The sequence below is a fragment of the Nocardia otitidiscaviarum genome, from assembly GCF_007362295.1.
Taxonomy (GTDB): Bacteria; Actinomycetota; Actinomycetes; order Mycobacteriales; family Mycobacteriaceae; genus Nocardia; species Nocardia otitidiscaviarum.
Genome location: NZ_CP041695.1, coordinates 4,498,167 through 4,515,330, shown reverse-complemented (window position 1 = coordinate 4,515,330; position 17,164 = coordinate 4,498,167). Strand labels below are relative to the sequence as shown.

Annotated in this window: 14 protein-coding genes and 2 tRNA genes; 4 read left to right on the top strand and 12 right to left on the bottom strand. The window is 68.1% G+C overall.

Annotated features, from left to right (window positions below):
* The 4 genes from FOH10_RS20140 to FOH10_RS20125 form a co-directional block, all read right to left on the bottom strand.
* Window positions 1-486 carry a roadblock/LC7 domain-containing protein gene (locus FOH10_RS20140; RefSeq protein WP_235204426.1) on the bottom strand — a complete coding sequence of 162 codons (486 nt, stop codon included), beginning with the start codon at window positions 484-486 and terminating at the stop codon, window positions 1-3.
* The gene (locus tag FOH10_RS20135; RefSeq protein WP_143981904.1) at window positions 483-1,289 is read right to left on the bottom strand and encodes a hypothetical protein; all 807 of its coding nucleotides are present in this window, start codon (window positions 1,287-1,289) and stop codon (window positions 483-485) included. Before FOH10_RS20135 ends, FOH10_RS20140 begins: the two co-directional genes overlap by 4 nt.
* A complete protein-coding gene (locus tag FOH10_RS20130) occupies window positions 1,279-1,671 on the bottom strand; it encodes a hypothetical protein (protein ID WP_039815809.1) in 393 nt (130 codons plus the stop codon). The genes FOH10_RS20135 and FOH10_RS20130 overlap by 11 nt, the downstream gene beginning before the upstream one ends.
* 328 nt (window positions 1,672-1,999) lie before the next feature.
* Window positions 2,000-4,180, bottom strand: coding sequence for a CocE/NonD family hydrolase (locus tag FOH10_RS20125; protein ID WP_244961296.1), 2,181 nt, complete (start codon window positions 4,178-4,180; stop codon window positions 2,000-2,002).
* 27 nt (window positions 4,181-4,207) lie between these two features.
* Between FOH10_RS20125 and FOH10_RS20120 the strand changes: the two genes are divergently transcribed.
* A complete protein-coding gene (locus FOH10_RS20120) occupies window positions 4,208-4,843 on the top strand; it encodes a TetR/AcrR family transcriptional regulator (protein ID WP_039815807.1) in 636 nt (211 codons plus the stop codon).
* 88 nt (window positions 4,844-4,931) lie between these two features.
* On the opposite strand, the gene FOH10_RS20115 is transcribed toward FOH10_RS20120, so the two are convergent.
* Window positions 4,932-5,005 (bottom strand) — tRNA-Arg (locus FOH10_RS20115).
* Window positions 5,006-5,074: 69 nt separating this feature from the next.
* Window positions 5,075-5,149 (bottom strand) — tRNA-Leu (locus FOH10_RS20110).
* A 449-nt stretch (window positions 5,150-5,598) separates the two neighbouring features.
* Between FOH10_RS20110 and FOH10_RS20105 the strand changes: the two genes are divergently transcribed.
* Complete coding sequence (locus FOH10_RS20105; protein WP_081592598.1) at window positions 5,599-5,820, top strand: DUF397 domain-containing protein; 222 nt, start codon at window positions 5,599-5,601, stop codon at window positions 5,818-5,820.
* A gap of 104 nt (window positions 5,821-5,924) precedes the next feature.
* On the opposite strand, the gene FOH10_RS20100 is transcribed toward FOH10_RS20105, so the two are convergent.
* Entirely contained in the window at window positions 5,925-6,845 is a 921-nt protein-coding gene (locus FOH10_RS20100; RefSeq protein ID WP_143981903.1) for a helix-turn-helix domain-containing protein, read from the bottom strand.
* Window positions 6,846-7,088: 243 nt separating this feature from the next.
* Window positions 7,089-7,757, bottom strand: a complete 669-nt coding sequence (locus tag FOH10_RS20095) for a TetR/AcrR family transcriptional regulator (protein ID WP_143981902.1) — start codon at window positions 7,755-7,757, stop codon at window positions 7,089-7,091.
* 118 nt (window positions 7,758-7,875) lie between these two features.
* Between FOH10_RS20095 and FOH10_RS20090 the strand changes: the two genes are divergently transcribed.
* Window positions 7,876-8,763, top strand: coding sequence for an alpha/beta fold hydrolase (locus tag FOH10_RS20090; protein WP_143981901.1), 888 nt, complete (start codon window positions 7,876-7,878; stop codon window positions 8,761-8,763).
* 174 nt (window positions 8,764-8,937) lie between these two features.
* Here the strand turns inward: FOH10_RS20090 and FOH10_RS20085 are convergent, their stop codons facing one another.
* Both FOH10_RS20085 and FOH10_RS20080 read right to left on the bottom strand, forming a co-directional pair.
* Window positions 8,938-9,834, bottom strand: a complete 897-nt coding sequence (locus FOH10_RS20085) for a phosphatidylinositol mannoside acyltransferase (RefSeq protein WP_143981900.1) — start codon at window positions 9,832-9,834, stop codon at window positions 8,938-8,940.
* A 69-nt stretch (window positions 9,835-9,903) separates the two neighbouring features.
* Window positions 9,904-13,440 (bottom strand): ATP-binding protein, encoded by a 3,537-nt coding sequence (locus FOH10_RS20080; RefSeq protein ID WP_186000537.1) that lies wholly within the window; start codon window positions 13,438-13,440, stop codon window positions 9,904-9,906.
* 235 nt (window positions 13,441-13,675) lie between these two features.
* Between FOH10_RS20080 and FOH10_RS20075 the strand changes: the two genes are divergently transcribed.
* Entirely contained in the window at window positions 13,676-14,395 is a 720-nt protein-coding gene (locus tag FOH10_RS20075; RefSeq protein WP_143981898.1) for an alpha/beta fold hydrolase, read from the top strand.
* A 66-nt stretch (window positions 14,396-14,461) separates the two neighbouring features.
* On the opposite strand, the gene FOH10_RS20070 is transcribed toward FOH10_RS20075, so the two are convergent.
* Window positions 14,462-15,436 carry a terpene synthase family protein gene (locus tag FOH10_RS20070; RefSeq protein ID WP_143981897.1) on the bottom strand — a complete coding sequence of 325 codons (975 nt, stop codon included), beginning with the start codon at window positions 15,434-15,436 and terminating at the stop codon, window positions 14,462-14,464.
* An 86-nt stretch (window positions 15,437-15,522) separates the two neighbouring features.
* Entirely contained in the window at window positions 15,523-17,163 is a 1,641-nt protein-coding gene (locus FOH10_RS20065; RefSeq protein ID WP_244961295.1) for a cytochrome P450, read from the bottom strand.
* Window position 17,164: the final 1 nt, after the last annotated feature.

Here is a 17,164-nt window from a genome sequence, read left to right as displayed (position 1 = left end):
TCATTCCTTTCCCACTGTTTTCTTGCGCTGGTCTTTGCGGTGTTGGCCCGTGGTCGGCGACAGATGGTCGGAGATGGCACGGGCCACCGGGCGCGACTCCAGGTGGAGGCGGCCGATATTCACCTCGGGACCGGCCAGCACGGTCAACGAGGTCCAGCCCGCCGCGTAGATGACGACGGACCCGTCGGTGCCGTTGACCACCACCTCGTGGAAGCCGCCACCGTGTGCGGTGGTGGCGAGGCGGTGCGACAGCGACAGATGTGCGGCGGACATGGCCGCCATGCTCGCGGGTTCGATGTGCGGCGGTAGATCGTGTGCGACCAGCAGTCCGTCCGCGGACGCCACCAGCGTGCCGGTCAGCCGGGGTACGCGGGCGCGCAGCGCCTTCAACTCCTCCAGTACCGCCGGATCGGGTTCGGGTCCGGTCATCGCCACCTTGGTCAGCCTTCCCATGAGATCGCCGAGCAGTCTTTTCCGCGGGGTCACGCAAGCTCCTCCAACGCCGCCCGCAGCCGTATGAGCACATCGCGGTCGACGGGCTCCCAGCGATCGGGTACGGAGATCACGGGAGTCTGTCGGACCCGGCGGCGCAACGGTGGTGTGGGGCCACCGATCGCGGGTTCGGCCACCATCGACTCGGCCATGACGAGTGGGGCTCGAACCGGGGCGGCGGGTGGTTCGATGAGGCCGACGGCGCTGAGATCGCGGACCGCCGCGAGGCATCCGTAGGTGGTGCGGCCGAGTTCGCGGGCGATGGCGGTAATGCTGCGGCGGGTATCGGCGGCGGCGAGCACTTCGGCCGCGCCGCTGGTGAGCACCACCCGCCGCTGCCGGAAGTGCCGGGCCGGCACCACGGGCACCCGATCCACCAGATCCGGTGTCCACGGGCCGGATTCGCGGTTCGCGCGCCGGGCGCACTCGTTCACCAGAATGCGGGGCGCGATCCGGCAGACCGGTGCCAGCCAGTGCGGCGGCGCGGGCCGGAAGTCCACCGTGGTGGTGGATTCCAGCAGGAAGTAGGCGGCGTCGAAGACCGACAGCAGCGCCAGCGCTTCCAGGCGCGGCCGCTCCAGCAGCGACCCCGGGTCGCCGATCTCGGCTCGTCGCCATTCGTCGGCGCTGGCCACCCCGGCCTCCACCACGAGCCGGTCCATACCGGTGGTCCGGCGGCAGTCGGCGAAGGCGATCGCACCGCTCACCAGATGGAATATGCCGTCGCCCGCTCGCAGTATGCCGGTATGCCTTTCCGTCTCCAGCCGACGCAATTCCGCGGCAAGATCAACGCTCATGACCACCCTCGGCCAATTCCGCCAGAATGCCCCGTAGCTGGAAGCGCGCCATGGCGAGATTGCCGGTGGTTTCGTCGATGAGCACGTGCACGAACAGTCGCCCGTCGAAGTCGCCGTCCACCAAATTCAGTAGGTGGAATCCGTGCGTGCCGAATACGACGATCTCACTGATGTCGTCGCCGTCGCGACCGCTCGCCAGCGCCGGGCAGGCGAGCACAGCCCGCACCACATCCGTTGTGGCAGCGGCATCTTCATGCTGATCAACCAGTTCGTGCTGCCCCGCCGCCGCTATCGCCAGCCCGCTCGCCCCGTCCACGAGCGTGGCGCAGCGCGCACCGGGAATATCCATGATCGATTGCAGACAACCGTCGATTCCGAGCACCGTGCCACCGCATTTTTCCCGTGAGACATTCGAGCGCTGGCGACGTTACACACTGTTCGCCAGCAATGTGCCGGAACCGCAAGAGGATTGCTGAGATCGGGAAATGTTTGCTGGCTCTTGGAAATGGATACCTAAAGGTATCGAATACCTTTCGGTTGCCGGTAGTGCGAATGCCCGGCGTTGTCTAGAGTCTTTCCGACCTTCCTGTATGACAATTCGTGCCTACCCGGCCCTGAGCCGCGTGCTCATGCCGTGGCGGATCTTCTGGATCGCTGTCCACGCCTCCCAGCGGCCGTGCGCGCCGTGGTGCGCACGGCCGTCCAGGGGCCTATTCGGGAATCGGGTTGTCCAGCGCCACGTTGATCCAGCTGGGTGCGTCGGGGTCCAGGCGCAGGTGTTCGGGCCTGAGTCCGGAGTCGGCGAGGAACATCATGGGCGGCAAGCCTTTCGGGAAGTTGCTCGCGTAGATGTCGATGCGCAGCCGATGTCCTGGTTGCAGGACGGCGTCGATCGGGGTGAGCGCGATGTCCAGGGTGACCGGGACGCCGGGCACGGTCGGTTCGCGTTTGTCGAGGTCGAGGTAGTAGGTAGGTGCGGTGTAATCGCCGTTGGGTGACTTCGTGCTGTTGGCGTCGTCGATCTGGCGCATGGAGGCGACCAGTTGGCCGGTGGCGATCTCGCGTGAGGCGCCGTCGGGCGCGACGTCGTTGACCGTGGCCACCCAGTAGCCGTCGGTGGCGTCGTGGACGACGTTGAGGTGCGCGGTGATCGGGCCGGACAGGGTGGTCGGCATGGTCACCGGACTGCTGGTGAAGCTCAGCCCGTCGTTCTCCCAGATGCGCGAATCGTTGCCGCAGGCTTCGATGATGGAGGTCACGCCCGCAGTGATCTGTGCGACATCGCGACCGCACAGACTCAGCAGGCCCGGCGCCACCGTCAGGTCGCGGATGCCTGCCTGCCGTGGGGTCGCGGACAGGCCGCCGTCGTAGACGGAGTGCGGGCTGGTGCCGGAGGGGAGGTCGTTGAGGTACATGCGCCGATAGGTGACCTCGGAGCGCGGGAATCGCAGTGCATCGTTCCAGCCACCGCCCTGCTGTTTGATGGTCAGCGGACTGTACTTCTCGATGCCGTTGTCGATTCCACGCAGCCAGCGGTCGAACCAGGCGCGCTGCAAGACATCCAGGCGCGGGGGCATGCCGGTGTGGCCGAAACCGGCCACACCCGCGCCCGCATGGTAGCCATCGCCCATGATCAGCTTCTTCTGTTCCAGCGGCAGCGGAATGGCATCGAACGTGGCGGTGGGCGAATTGCCGAAGATATCGAACCACGCGCCGACCATGAAGGTCGGCACCTGGATGCGGGTGACATCGGTTTTCAGGCCCTGCCGCAAGTAGGAATTCGGGTCTACGAGTTGCTTTGTCGCATCGGTCAATTGGTCGGGAGTCATGGCGGTGTAGCCGTTGATGACCATGTCTACCAGGGTCAGCGGGTTGGCGAGGCGATCGCGCAGCCACTGCAATTGCTGTTCGGGATCGAACTTGCCGACGACCAGGGATGTGATGTCCGGCAGCATCTTGAGTGCGTTGACGCCCAGTAGCCAGGGAATCAGGAATCCGACGCCGACCGCACCGCCCGTGCCGGTGATGTCGTTGAAGAGGTCCGCGCTGCCCTCGTAGGCGAAGACGGCCTTCAGCCCCGGCGGCTGACGATCGGTGGCCTCGAGCGCGGTGATCGCGGTGAAGGAGGTTCCCATGGTGCCGACGTTGCCGTCGCTCCACGGCTGGCTGGTGATCCAATCGATGACCTGTGCGATGTCCTGCTTTTCGCGGTCACCGAAAACCTGCCACGCACCCTGTGAACTGCCGGTGCCCCGCAGATCGACCTGGACCAGGGTGTAGCCGGCGTCGACGAGGGCCCAGTCCTGCACCGCGGCTTCTATGGCGCCGGAGTCGGCTTGCCGGGTCAGCTCGAACAGGCCGTCCAGTCCGACTCCCGGAAGATTCAGCGAACCGATCCAATTCTCCAGCGGCGCTTTGATTCCCAGGTCGTCGGCGGCATACAGCAGGGCCTGTCCGATCAGCATCGGTAGTTTGCCGTAGCCCTGCATCTGCAGGATCACCGGTCGCTGACCGTCGGCGATCCGGCCGTCCTCGGCCGGATGAATGATATCGGCCGCGAGTACCGTGCCGTCGTCCATCGTGATCGGTACCGCCAGATCGGGCACGATGCCGTTGTAAGGCTGCGGCCCGTCCACGGCTTCCGTCCACCGGGCGGCGTATTCGCCCCCGTCGATACCGGTGAACCGCTCGTTCTGCTCACCGGACGCCGACGGGGCCACGAACATCGCGCTCACCGCCAGTGCGACCGTCGCGGCCAGTGACCGCGCTGTTGTCCTGCGAATCGATAGTCCAGCCTTCATCGGAACCCCGCTCTCCGCCCATCTTCTTACCGGCGAGTAGGACTGTAACGGGGGACACACCCGGTAAGCAAGATAGCGATAGGTCACCATCTAAATGAGATGTCCTACAGTTGACCGGTGCGCAGGACACAGCAGGAACGCCGGGAAGCCACCATCGCCAAACTGTTCGACGCTGCGATCGCGACTCTCGACGAACTCGGTTACGCCCGAGCCTCGGCCAACACCGTCACCGCCCGCGCCGGCATCTCCTACGGCGCACTGTTCCGTCACTTCCCAACCATGAGCGAGTTCATGGCCGCTGTCGCCCGGGAAGCCGTACGCCGCAACGCCGAACTCGTGACTCGCCGCGTTCAGGAGCTCGCCGACGCGTCGAGCGGGACCGACATCGAGACCCTGCTGCGGGTGCTGCACGAGTTGACCGACAATCCGACCCACCACGCGATCCTGGAACTCACCACGGCGGCGCGAACCGACGAGCAGCTCCGCGACGCGATGCGTCACTCCATGACCGACGTCGGCCCTTTCATGATCGACACCGCCGCTCGCATCGTAGGCCCCGAGTTCGATCTCGACGCACAGGACTTCGCCACCCTCGTCTTCATCCTCGTAGACCTGTTCGACAGTGAAGCCATCCAGCACCCCCTGCGTGCCGCGTATCCCGAGATCTACGAACGCCGTATCCCGCTACTGGTCCACATGCTGAATTCCTTTACGTCCCGGACCGATTCGGTGGCCGATTCACGGTGCCGGTAAGCAGCATCGGCGTAGCCGCACGCGCGGTGCCGCATCGTGATCGGTGGCTGTCCGCGGGGCCGGTAGGTGGTGTCGGGTCTGGCGGTCGTGTGCCCGGGAGGATTCGAACCCCCGGCCTCCTGCTTCGTAGGCAGGCGCTCTTTCCGGCTGAGCTACGGACACGTGGCCCCGCGCGGATGTCGCCGTTGACATCCACTCCGCGCTGAGCTGCGCGGGGCGAGAAAGAATGGGTTCCCTCGGTGAGATTCGAACTCACACTGTCCGGATCCTGAATCCGGTGCCTCCTGCCAATTGGGCTACGAGGGAAGGGGATACGAAAAGGGCCGCTCCGGCAGCGTGTCCTGGAGCGACCCTGTGGTAGAACTCGGGTGAGATCTAGGGAACGCTCCGTACGCCTGCGCGGAGGCGTCGGGGGAAGGTGAGGGCGCGCGCGATGCGACGCTGTGTCGGCTCGGTCACGGTGCCGCCTTTCCCGGTTGTCGGAGGAACGTGTCGAGACCACGGTAGCAATGCGATCGGGCGGCGGTAAAACGATTTTCCGACCTGCCGATCTGCCGCGTCGCCGCGGCCCGTACGCCCCCGTAACTTGTCGGTGGGTGGCCGTAAGGTTGCTTTCATGAGCGTTTCGATGTATCAGCGCGCGGGTCCGGACGAAATCAGTTGCGCGGCTGGGGGTCCGGATATCAGTGTGGGTGTCGTCAGCGTTGTACGCGAGGGTCATGGGGAGTGACTCTCCGGGGGAAGGAATGAATGCCATGAACGGCAATATGATTCGCGGGGAGCGTCGCGGCCCGAAGTTCGCCAAGAGCAGCTTCAGTTACGGTGGCGGTGATTGCGTCGAGGTCGCGTACCACGACGGCCGGATCGCATTGCGTGATTCCAAGGATCGGCACAGTCCGACGCTGTGGTTCACGCGGTCGGAGTGGCGAGCGTTCACCTCGGGTGTGCGGGCCGGTGAATTCGATTTCGGTGACTGATTCGGTGACCGAAGTCGGTCGGTGGTGCCGCAGCGAATTCGCTGCGGCACCACCACCCCCACCCCCAGTTGCGGCCGACCCCTCGTGCGGCCGCTGGAAACAGGTCAATTCATTGCGACGTGGTGTATTTCGGCTCGGAGTTCGGCGAGGAATTCTCGGGCATCGGAGTCGAATACGGCCATGCGAGTCAGTGCCACCCAGTGACGGCGGTGCGCGTCGACGAGTTCGGGTCCGCGCGTGACCAGGCTGCCCGCGATCGGCTCCGCCGAAGCGACGGCGTGGTCGGCGTTCTCGTAGATGACGAAACCGTGCGGGATCGTGGTGCTCGCCTCGATGTCCTGCGGAATCACCCCGATGGTGACCGTATCGAGGGTCTCGATCGAGATGATTCGGTCCAGTTGGGCGAGCAGCACGCGATGCGGACCGGGCCGAAAGCGCAGGGCCGCTTCGGTGATCAGGAATTCGAAGCGCTTCGTCGGGTCGTACAGCACCCGCTGGCGCTCCAGCCGTGCGGCGAGTGCGGCCGCCAGGGCGTCGGGCGCATAGGGCGGATCGAAATTGGCGAACACCCGGCGGGCGTAGTCGGCGGTCTGGAGCAGACCCGGCACCAGTGAGGGCTGGAAGTTGCGCACCGTCTGCGCGTCCTCTTCGAATGCCCGGACGTCGTCCTGTAGATGCGTGCGGTCGGCGAGCGCGGCCGCCCAGTCACTGACCTCGGGTGAGTGCGCCGCCTCGGTGAGCGTACGCAGCGACCGGCGGCAATCCGGTTCCGCACCGACCGCTTCGGCCCAGTCGAGGACCTGCGGCAGCGGGGGAACCACCTGCCCGGCTTCGATCCGCGACAGCGTCGACTGGCTGATGCCGACCCGCTTGGCCAGTTCCCGCCCGGAGATGCCGGCCAGATCCCGCAGCCGACGTAGCTCCACACCCAGCTGCTGACGCGGATGCGTCTGGCGCGCACCGGAATTCGCGACGACTGCCGCCGCAGCCGCCGCGTCCTCCGCAGGGTGATTCAGTGGAACCATGATGATTCGAATCGAATCAGTTTGATTCAGCCGAGTCAAGTCCGACTTGGTCGACGAGAGTTCGCTGCCCGCAGTGGATCTGGCTCTCGCGGACGCGGATGTCCGGATATGGTCGCGATTCGGCGTATCGTGCCGTCGGGTGTGGGGTGCGACACATCTGTAGCGGGCGCGGTCGAGACCCTGCGTGTCGAGCCGGATTCGGCACCCGGCGGACCGCGCGGAACTCGGCATGTCGAGTGTGGGTTACTCCGGCTGGTCCGGCGGTGTGGTGAGCATGGGGGCGAGGTAGTGGCGGGCGAACTCGCGTGCCTGGTCGGTGGTGTCCAGGGCGATGGCGGTGTCGGTGGTCAGCAGTAGTGACAGGGCGATGCGGATGTGGAGTTCGGCCACGGTGCGCAGGTGCTGTTCGGTGTGGTCGGAAATCGGTGTGTCGCCGTAGAGTTCGTGTTTCCACAGGGCGACGCAGAATTCTCGGAACAGGCCGATGATGGGTCCGGCGTCGAGGGTGAGACCGGGCAGGGCGGTGTCGGGTTCGGTGTCCAGCAGTCGCCGCAGCAGGCGGTGTTCGCGCAGGTATTCGGTGGTGTAGGCGGCGCTTTCGGCCAATCGTTCGGCGATATCGGTGCGCCCCGCGACCGCCGCGGTGCTCCCGGCCAGGTATTTGCGCAGTTCATCGTGCAGCACGGCATCGGTGAGCACGGTCTTGTTCGGGAATTTCCGGTAGACGGTCGCGCGTCCGACCTTGGCGCGTTTGGCGACGTCCTCCATGGTCGAGCGGCGCCAGCCCACGGTGGCCATCTGCTCGACGGCGGCGGTCAGGATGCGCGCGGTGACCTCGTCCGGGTCGTCGAGCAAGCGCAGCACCGCCGGGTCCGGATCGGTGAGTCTGTGCGTCCATGTGCTCTCGGTCACTCGCGGTGCGCTCCTTGTTGCCAGGCGAATCAGGGCAACCGTATCGTGTGAGACGGCAAGTCAAATCTTGTCTCAAGCGTATCATCCACTGGATGGATGGAACCGGCACGGAGGCGTCATGGCCCAGATCGCACCGCAGCGACCGTCCCGCACGGTCACCTCGACCGACGGCGTCGAACTCGCCGTCTACGAGCAGGGATCCCCGACCGACCCGGCCGTGGTCCTCATCCACGGCTATCCCGACGATCACGCCATCTGGGACGGGGTCGCCGCGATCCTGCGCGATGACGGGTTCCGCGTCATCGCCTACGACATGCGCGGCGCTGGCCGCTCCGATCACCCGGCATCGACCAGCGCCTACCGGATCGCGCGGCTGGTCGACGACCTGGTCGCGGTGGTCGACGCCGCCGCCCCCGAGGGCGCGCATCTGCTCGCCCACGACTGGGGCTCGATCCAGGCTTGGGACGCGGTGGCCGACCCGCGCCTGACCGACCGCATCGCGACGTTCACCAGCATCTCCGGGCCCTCGCTGGACATGATGGGGACCTGGCTGCGCGGGATCGCCCACCAGCCCCGCGCCGTGCTGTCACAACTGGCGCGCTCCTCCTACGCGCTGGGATTCCAGGTTCCCGCCGTCGCCGAATTCGCTGTCCGTCGCGGTGTCGTCGACCGCGTCGTCGCCGCCTCCAGCACTCGTGGGGAGCCCGCGGGCACCACACCACGCACACCCTCGTCGGCGGCGGATGCGATCGACGGAATCGCCTTGTACCGCGCCAATCTCGGGCGGTTGTTGCGCCCGCGCCCGCGCTCGGTCTCGGTCCCGACGCAGGTTCTCGCCCCGGTGCATGACGTCAACGTCACCGTCGCCTGCCAGACGAGCGCCCCGCGCGCCTTCGTGCCCAACCTGCGCACCTACGTCATCGAGGGAAACCATTGGGCCCCAGCCCAACACCCGGACGCTATCGCCGAACGCTTCCTCGCCTTCGTCCGCGGACTCGACATCTAGCCGACCTGTACCGACGAAAGGGAGCTCTGTCGACGGCAGAGCGCACCATATCGCTGTGCTGGTGGTTGGTCGATGAACTGTGCCGACCAGCGTCAGGGTCCCGGCTGGTCGGCGAACGACTCCGTCGCCGGAGGAGCCGAGCTCGTGACGAGTGCGTTCGACAGGCCGGCGCGATCAGATTCCGCCGTCGGGCCGGGCGGCGCGGAAGTCGGCGGTCCACACCGGTTGCAGCATGTGCCAGTCGGCGGGGTGCGCGGTGATAGCGGCGGCGAAGCGGTCGGCGAGTGTCTGGGTGGTGCGCAGCACTCCGCCGGTGGTGTCGATCGGCTCGTCGATGTGGAAGCCCCAGCCGCCCGGGGTGAACCAGCAGCGCACCGGCAGCAGGGGTGCGCCGGAGGCGATCGCCAGCCGGGCGGGGCCGGTGGGCATGCGGGCCGGTTCGCCGAAGAAGTCGACCGTTACACCCGAGCCGGTCAGGTCGCGTTCACCGAGCAGCCCGACGATGCGTCCCTGTCGCAGTCGTGCGGTCAGCTGCTCGAATGGTGGCATCGTGCCGCCGGTGAGCGGGATGATCTCGAATCCCAGGCCCTCCCGGAAGCGGACGAAACGCTGGTACAGCGCTTCGGGTCGCAGTCGCTCGGCCACCACGGTCGGCGATCCCACCCGCTGCACCACCCAGACTCCCGCCAGATCCCAGTTGCCGCAGTGCGGTAGGGCCAGCACCGCGCCGCGACCGTGCGCGACGGCCGCGTGGATGTGTTCGAGCCCGGTGGCCACCGATTCGATGCGTTCGGCCAGTCGTACCGGATCCATCGAGGGCAGCCGGAACGACTCGCACCAGTACCGCGCGTAGGAGCGCAAGCTCGCGCGCACGAGTTCGTCGGGCACTTGCTCTGGTGTCGTGGACAGCACCCGGGCCAGGTTGCGCCGCAACTGGATCGGCCCGCCATCGCGGGCCGCGCGATCGGCCGCCAGGCCGAACAGGCCGAGCGCCCACCGCTCCGGCAGGGCGCGTACCAGTCGCCAACCCGCCGCGTACCCGAGATCCTGGACCGCGTCCCGCGGATTCACCGCTCACCCTCCCGACCCATCCCTGCAGTCTCCTCCCTCGCACCGACCGAGGGGAAGTGCGGTATCAGGTCAGCCCGCAGCGGCCTGCATCCGCCCCTCCGCCACCGCCCGGTCCTGGGCGGGGTCGCGGCCGGTGCGACGGTCGACGGCGAGGGAGCGCAAGCGCGCGTCGATACGGTCGGTGAACAGCGTCGCACCTCGCCCGGCGGCGATATCGCGGGCGGTCAGCAGATGCTCCCGCGCGGCGCGGTCGTCACCCGCGCGCCGGAGGGCGTCGGAGAGGTCGATCTCGGCGAGAACGAGTTCGGTGACGGTTTCGGAGTGCCGCAGGTGGTCGACCGCTCGGTGCAGAAGTGGAATCGTCTGGGACTCATCGGAAGTCAGGGCCACCGCGCGGTAGGCGCGGCCGAGGGTGTACGGAGTGTTCCAGCGGAGCGCGAGTTCCAGTTCGGCGGTGGCGAGTTCGCGCGCTCGCGCCGTCTCTCCCAGCGAAACGAGTTGCAGCGCGGCGGAACTGCGCCAGGCGATGTGGGCGGGATTGGCCAGACCCTTCGCGGCGGTGCGGCGGCCGCAGTCCAGGAAGAGCGTCGCGGCTTCGCGGGCGCGGCCGCGCGCGGCGCAGACCAGGGCGCGCACGTACTTCACCACGGTCCATTCCCAGGCTTCGGGATTGGCCTGATCGGTGACGCTGTCGAGCCAGTGCTCGGCCTCGTCGGCGCGGCCGAGGCCGAGCAACGCGTGCGCGTACTGGGCGACCAGGGCGGCCGGGCGGCGGGTGACGGGGCGGGCCGGATCGGTTCCGATCAGGTCGCATTGGGCCAGGGCTCGGGTGTAGTGGCCGCCGCGCAGCAGCGCTTCGGTGTAGACGACACGGCGGTAGACGTCGAGATCGCCGAAGGACCGGTCATCGAGTTGCTCGCTGAGTTGGCAGGCCAGGGTCAGATCATCAGCCCACATGGCCACCGACGCGACGATGCCGCCGATCTCCCGGGGCAGGTGATCACCGGAGCCGAACATCGGGAAGCGGGCCAGCGCCTGCTGTGCGCTGCAGCGGACCGCGAAGGCGTCGTCCCAGGAGAGCACCGCGGCGGTAATGGTGTCGCGGACGGGTTCGCGGCGCAGCCGGGCGACGAAGTCGCGCCAGGACTGGTCGGTGAGCGCGGCGATCATCCACATCGACGCGCGCAGCGGGACGGCGGCGGCCGGATCGCGGACGGCGGTCTCGGCGATCACCTCCTCGACCAGCGTCCGGGCGGCGTCGGCTTGGCGGCCCGTGGCGAGCACCCAGGCGAGCGGAATGACGGCCGTCGGGGTGACACCCAGGCTCCGCTGACTGGTCAGGGCTTCGTCGAAGTACTCGCGCGCGGCGGCCGGGTCGGTCCACAACTTCAGCTGACCGAGCCGGATCAGAGTGTGTTCGCGCTGTTCGGATCCGGCGATGCGCAGCGCCGCGGTCAGATGGTCGGCGGCCTCGGTCAGGTCGCGGTGGCGTGCGGCCTCGTCGGCTGCCTCCAGCAGCGCCGGGACCCAACCCGACCACCGCTCGCCGCGCAGCCCGTGCAGGTAGCGCGCGACCGTGCGGGGATCACAGGATTCGCGTCGGGCCTGGCGGGCGGCCGCGAGCCGGATGCGCTCGATCTCCTCGGGCGCGGCCAGCCGCAGCAGGGTGGTGGCGAACAGTGGATGGCACAGCCGCGGTCGCGCCGCATCGTCCAGAATGCCGACGGTCACCAGCAATTCGCAGCGCTCCCGGAATTCCGCCGCGTCCTGTTCGCAGGCGGCGGCCAGCACCGCGAGCGGTGGCTCCCCGTGCTGCAACGCCGCGATCGCGCGCAGCATTCGGCCACCGTCGACGGAATACCGGCTCAGCTGATGGCGCACCGCCCGGGCGTAGCCGCCGCCGGGCAGCCGGGCGGGCACCGTGCGCGGGTCGTCCAGCAGGCGCAGATCGTCGAGCAGCGCGGTGACCAGGACCGGCATTCCGGCGGTGGCGCGGTGGATGTCGGCGGCCAATTCGGCGGGGCAGGGGCGACCCAGTTCGCGGGCGGCGAGCGCCCCGATCGCGGCCGGACCCAGCCCCGCCAACCGGACGGTGGTGATCGCGCCGCGCTCCAGGGCGGCATGCCATTCGGAGGTGACGAGCGGATACCACGGCCGGTCGTCGAAGGCGACCACGATCAGCACCGGCATCGAGCGCAGTGCCGGTGCGAGCGCGGTCAGCAGCCGTAGCGATGGCTCGTCGCCGTCGGTCACGTCGTCGAGCAACAGCACCAGCGGATGCGCGACGGACACCGCGACCAACAGGTCGCGCACCCGGTCGACCAGCGTCGGGAGATCGTGGGTCGGCTCGATCTCCGCGGCTCCGAGGGCGGCGTGGATGATGTCGAGGACGCGCGGTTCACGGCCGCCCGGAGCGGCCAGGCTGGCGCGATACGACGACGGAATCCGCTGCGCCACCGCCTCGAGCAGTGCGGTCTTGCCATATCCCGGATAGCCGGAGATCAGCACGACCCCGCCCGCGCCCGCGATGGTGCGGCGATGGGCGGCGAGAATGCGATCCACCTGTTCACGACGGCCGGGCGGCAGTGGCGCATCGGCGTTCCGCGTGGGTGTCGGCACTTCGTGCGACGGTGTGGCACCGTGCGATGTGAGCGGTGAACCTGCTCGCACGGGTGTGGCAGCACCTGGTGTGGGCGGCGAAAGATGCTGTGGCCCAGCGGCGAAGCCCGGCCCCGGTGTCGCTTCGTCCAGTGGCGGTGCGGGGTCCAGCTGTGGCGCGGGGTCCGCCGATACCGGTAGGGGAGTAGCCGCCACCCGGAAGTCCGTGCCGCCGTTCAGGATTCGCGCCTGAAGCGCGCACAGTTCGGCACCCGGCTCCACCCCGAGTTCGTCCACCAGCCGCCGCCGGATCCGCGTGTACGTCGTGAGCGCTTCGGCGCGCCGTCCCCGCTCGGCGAGCGCGCGCATGAGCAGCCCCGCCGCGCGCTCCCGCAGCGGATGGTCGGCCAGCAGTTGCCGCGTGCACTCGATGACATGGTCGGCCTGTTTGAGTGTCAGGTCCACCTCGAGACTGTCCTCCACGACCGCGAGGCGGCGTTCGATCAATGCGATGCGCTGACTCTCGGCATACGGGCCCGGCATTCCGGCCAGCGGTTCGCCCGACCACAGGCCCAGGGCCCGGCGGTAGCGCTGCTGGGCGGACACCGGATCGGCGCGGACCAGTTCGGCGTCGGCGACGAGCCGATCGAAGACACCGAGATCGATCCGGTCGTCGTCGATGCGCAGCTGGTATCCACCGTGGCCGGACAGCAGCACCATGGGTGCGGTGCGCGGCGGCCGGTTGGGTTCCAGCGCGCGGCGCAGGGCCGAGATATGGGTCCGCACCACGCCGATTCCGCTGGCCGGGGCCGCCCCGTCGTAGAGGGCGTCGAGCAGCGTCCGCGCCGACACCCACTGGCGGCGGCGGAAGGCCAGGGCGCACAGCAGTGCCCGCCGCTGCGGCGGTCCCAGCGGCACCGGGATGCCGTCGCGTTCCACCTCGACGCCGTTGAGCACGATGAACCGCAGCCCGGTCCGGGCTCCGGATTCCGCGTCGTGCCGGTCCATGCAACCTCCGCAACCTGGCCTGCGCCCGATCGGCACAGGGAAATTCATCCTATGTGTGACGGTGTGGGCGGCCGCGTCGAGTACCGGGCGCAGCGGGCCGCCGATCGCGCCCACAACAGCGTTTCAGCTGCGCTTTCATCGAGCTTTCACACGGCGTTGAGTCCTCTGCCACACGGTGGTCGCGATCGAGAACCCCGACCGTGCGCGGTGATTCGCGTGCGAACAAGGAGCGGATATGACCGACCACCCCAACGTGCTACTGGTGCACGGCGCCTGGGCCGACGCCTCCAGCTGGGCCCCCGTCATCGAACTGCTGCACCGGGACGGCTTCGGTACGGTCGTGGCCAGCCAGTTGACCCTGCGCACCTTCGCCGACGACGTCGCGACCGTGGCCCGCGACCTCGACCTGCTCGCCGGACCCACCATCGTGGCCGGGCACTCCTACGGCGGCGCGGTCATCAGCCAGGCCGCCGCCGGGCGGGCCGACGTCACCGGCCTGGTGTACGTGGCGGCCTACGCGCCCAAGGCCGGGCAGTCGGCCTTCGCGATCAACCAGGAATTCGGTGCCGCCTCCCAGGGCGCGGCCGACCTGGTGAACATCGGCGCGGACGACGCCCCCGACCTCGTCCTCGACCGCGCCCGCTTCCACGCCGACTTCTGCGCCGACCTGCCCGCCACCCAGGCCGCGGTGCTGGCCGCCGTCCAGAAGCCCACGTCGGTGCTCTCCCTCGCAGGCGCGGGTGCCGCGGTGCCCGCCTGGGAGACCCTGCGCGCCAACACCTGGTACCAGATCTCCGCCGAGGACAAGATGATCCAACCCGAGCTGCAACGGCAGCTGGCCGCCCAGGTCGCCGACGACGAGCGGATCGTCACCCTCCCCGCCGCCCACGCCTCGATGCTGAGCCGCCCCGCCGAGATCGCCGGACTCATCGAGAAGGCCGCCCACAACAGCTGATCTCGGGCCGCCGCCGGAACGCGCACAGCGCTCCGGTCCGGCGGCCGTGGATGGATGCGGCCCGGGTCAATCGCCGAACAGGCGCTGTGCGGTCCAGTCGGGTGCTTCGTCTCGGCTGTGCCGCGCGGCGGCCAGATAGTCCGACGCGTTCCGGTACCGCTGCGTGCGACCCTCGATATCGAAACAGGCTCGGCAGACCTGACGGTAGGAGACGAAGCACTGTTCGGCGTCGGCGCGATCCCGAGCCGAGGCCGCGGTCGCATCGAATGCCGAGCGGCACTCGCGCTCGCATTCGAGATATCGCCTCATACAGTGATCCGCCATGTCGGAAACGGCGACGAGCGATTGTTCCAGGGACAGCCCACCCGTGCGGTGGACGATGCAGACGGCATTGTGCGCCGGGTCGATCTCGAGATCCTTTCGCGCCATGTAGATGTCGTTGTGCAATCCGATCCATTCCGCGAGCCACAGCCGAGCCCGCGAGAATTCCGGCAGGGCGCGCAGCCGCGGATCGACATCCACTCCGACCGAGAGTTCCGCGAGGTCGAAGAACATCGGCATGCCGGACCCATAGCGTCGCCGTCGTCGATACTCCGCGATCGTGGGGCGGTAATCGTGCCGTCGGTCCTCGGCGTCGAGGCGCAGTGAATCCAGCCATTCCCCGGTGCTGGTGCTGAACTGTTCGATCCAACCCCGCGACCGCCGCGCGACGGCGCGCGTCCAAATATCGCGCAGCGCTCGCGCGGGGCGGCTGCGGGCCCGCGTCGGAGTCGTCTCCAGTTGGGCTCGGAGCTCGGTCACGGCGGCGGTCGCCTGTGCGACATCGCGCCCCACCGGACCGTCGTCGAATTGATCGTCGACGATGAAGGCCCAGGCCAGGTGCTGCGTCAGCACGGGCAGGACGTGGGGTGCAGCCTGCGGGTAGAACAGGCTCGCGATCCACGGGGTTTCGGTGCGCTCCAGGTGCTTCCGGCTGCTGTCGGTCGGAGTCAGCTCGAACGAGTCGACCCATGCCCACACCCCGGCCGCGGTGGCGCTCATCGCAGGATTCTCGGTGCACTCGTCGAACGGCATGAACAGTCGCGGCATCGGCAATCCGTCATTGGTCGCCTGTCGGCCTTCCGCTGTCATCGGTCGGCCTTGTCGCCCGCGCGGACCGGGGTGGTGTGTCGGGAGCTGGCCGTCATCAGTAGATTTCGAGGTCGCAGCAGCAGACCCGTCGCCGGGGTCACATCCCGGGTGGTCGACAGCCGTAATCGCCGGCGACTCGCGATGGTCGCCAGCGCGAGGGTCGCCTCGGTCATGCCGAATCTGTCGCCGATGCATTTTCGCGCGCCCCCGCCGAAGGGGATGAAGTGCTCCGGCGGTGGTTGTGCGGAATCGGGATCCCATCGATCCGGATCGAAGATCTCCGGCTCCGGGAAGACGTCCGCCCGGTGGTGGATCAGATAGGGGCTGTAGGCCACTGTCGTGCCGGCGGGCAGCGTGTACCCGCCCAGCGTGGTGGGGCCGGTGACCACCCGCATCGACAGCCAGGCCGGTGAGTAGACGCGCAGCGCTTCGGTGATCACCCGTTCGGTCAGGGTGAGTCGACGCAGATCGGGATAGCGCGCGGTCCGGTCCGGCAGGACCGCGTCGACCTCGGCGTGCAGCCGGTGTTCGACGTCGGGATTGCGGGCCAGCAGGTACAGCGCCCATGCCAGCGTCGTCGCGGTGGTCTCGGTGCCGGCGAGAAAGAACGCGATGATGGTGTCGGTGATCTCCTCGTCGTTCATTCCGCCGCCGTCGTGTTCGACGTCTCTGGCCGACATCAGGGCGGACAGCAGGTCGCCGTGGTCCGCGGGCGCGCGACGTCGTGCCGCGATGATGTCGTCGACGGTGCGGCGCAGGCGCGCGTGCGCGCGGCGGTAGGACAGGTTTCCCGGTGACGGAAAGCGGTCCAGTGGCGGCGGCAGGAAGGTGCGCAGATAGAAGCCGTCGAAAAGGGTTGTGATATCGGTCAGCAGCCGATCGAGCAGTTCGGCGGGGAGGCTGTTCGACAACAGGGTGGAGGCCGTGACGCGCGAGGTGATCGTCATCATCTCCGTCAGCAGGTTCAGCGGCTCGTCGTCGGGCCAGGAATCGATGACGTCGACAATGCATTCCGTCATCGTCTGCGCGTACAGCGGGAGGCGGTCGGAGCGAAAGGCGGGCTGCGCCAGGCGGCGCTGCCGGCGATGTGCCTCGTACGGGCAGGAAGCGAGGCTGTCCCGCAGCACTTCGCGGATTCGGTCGTAGATCGGTCCGCCCTTGTCGAAGGTCCGATCGTCGCGCAGCAGTTGGCGAACCGTCGCGGGATCGCAGGCCAGCACCATCCGGGCGGGGCCGATACGAATCCGGATCAGGCTTTCCGTGGTGGGCAGCGAGGTGAGGAAGCGCGTCGGATCTCGGAGCAGCGGACCCGCGTGCCCGAGCAGCGGCATCGCTTTCGGCGCAGTGGGAATGGAATTCACGGAGCGCATGCGCACCTCTCGCTCGATTCGTCGGATCGTCTGGTGCCGCAGGACTTCTCGCTGACGGGAGCGGAGGCACGGAAAAGAGATCAACGGAACGGTCGAAGATGTGCTTTTCGACGAATACGCCGAAAGGATTGGACATTCGGAATGTGGGCGCGTCGTGATCGAGCCCAGTGGTGTGCGACGATTCGGTGTGCGGTCGAGGCCGGATTGCTCGGAAACGGAAATCCCACTGACAGTTGTGATTTTAGTCTCAGCGACGTGGCGTCGCAAG

Bases quoted from the DNA above. Each gene is read 5' to 3' on its own strand.
- FOH10_RS20135 (WP_143981904.1), bottom strand. From the start codon at position 1,289: ATGAGCGTTGATCTTGCCGCGGAATTGCGTCGGCTGGAGACGGAAAGG.
- FOH10_RS20125 (WP_244961296.1), bottom strand. From the start codon at position 4,180: ATGGTGACCTATCGCTATCTTGCTTACCGGGTGTGTCCCCCGTTACAG.
- FOH10_RS20105 (WP_081592598.1), top strand. From the start codon at position 5,599: ATGAACGGCAATATGATTCGCGGGGAGCGTCGCGGCCCGAAGTTCGCC.
- FOH10_RS20100 (WP_143981903.1), bottom strand. From the start codon at position 6,845: ATGGTTCCACTGAATCACCCTGCGGAGGACGCGGCGGCTGCGGCGGCA.
- FOH10_RS20090 (WP_143981901.1), top strand. From the start codon at position 7,876: ATGGCCCAGATCGCACCGCAGCGACCGTCCCGCACGGTCACCTCGACC.
- FOH10_RS20080 (WP_186000537.1), bottom strand. From the start codon at position 13,440: ATGGACCGGCACGACGCGGAATCCGGAGCCCGGACCGGGCTGCGGTTC.
- FOH10_RS20075 (WP_143981898.1), top strand. From the start codon at position 13,676: ATGACCGACCACCCCAACGTGCTACTGGTGCACGGCGCCTGGGCCGAC.
- FOH10_RS20070 (WP_143981897.1), bottom strand. From the start codon at position 15,436: ATGAGCGCCACCGCGGCCGGGGTGTGGGCATGGGTCGACTCGTTCGAG.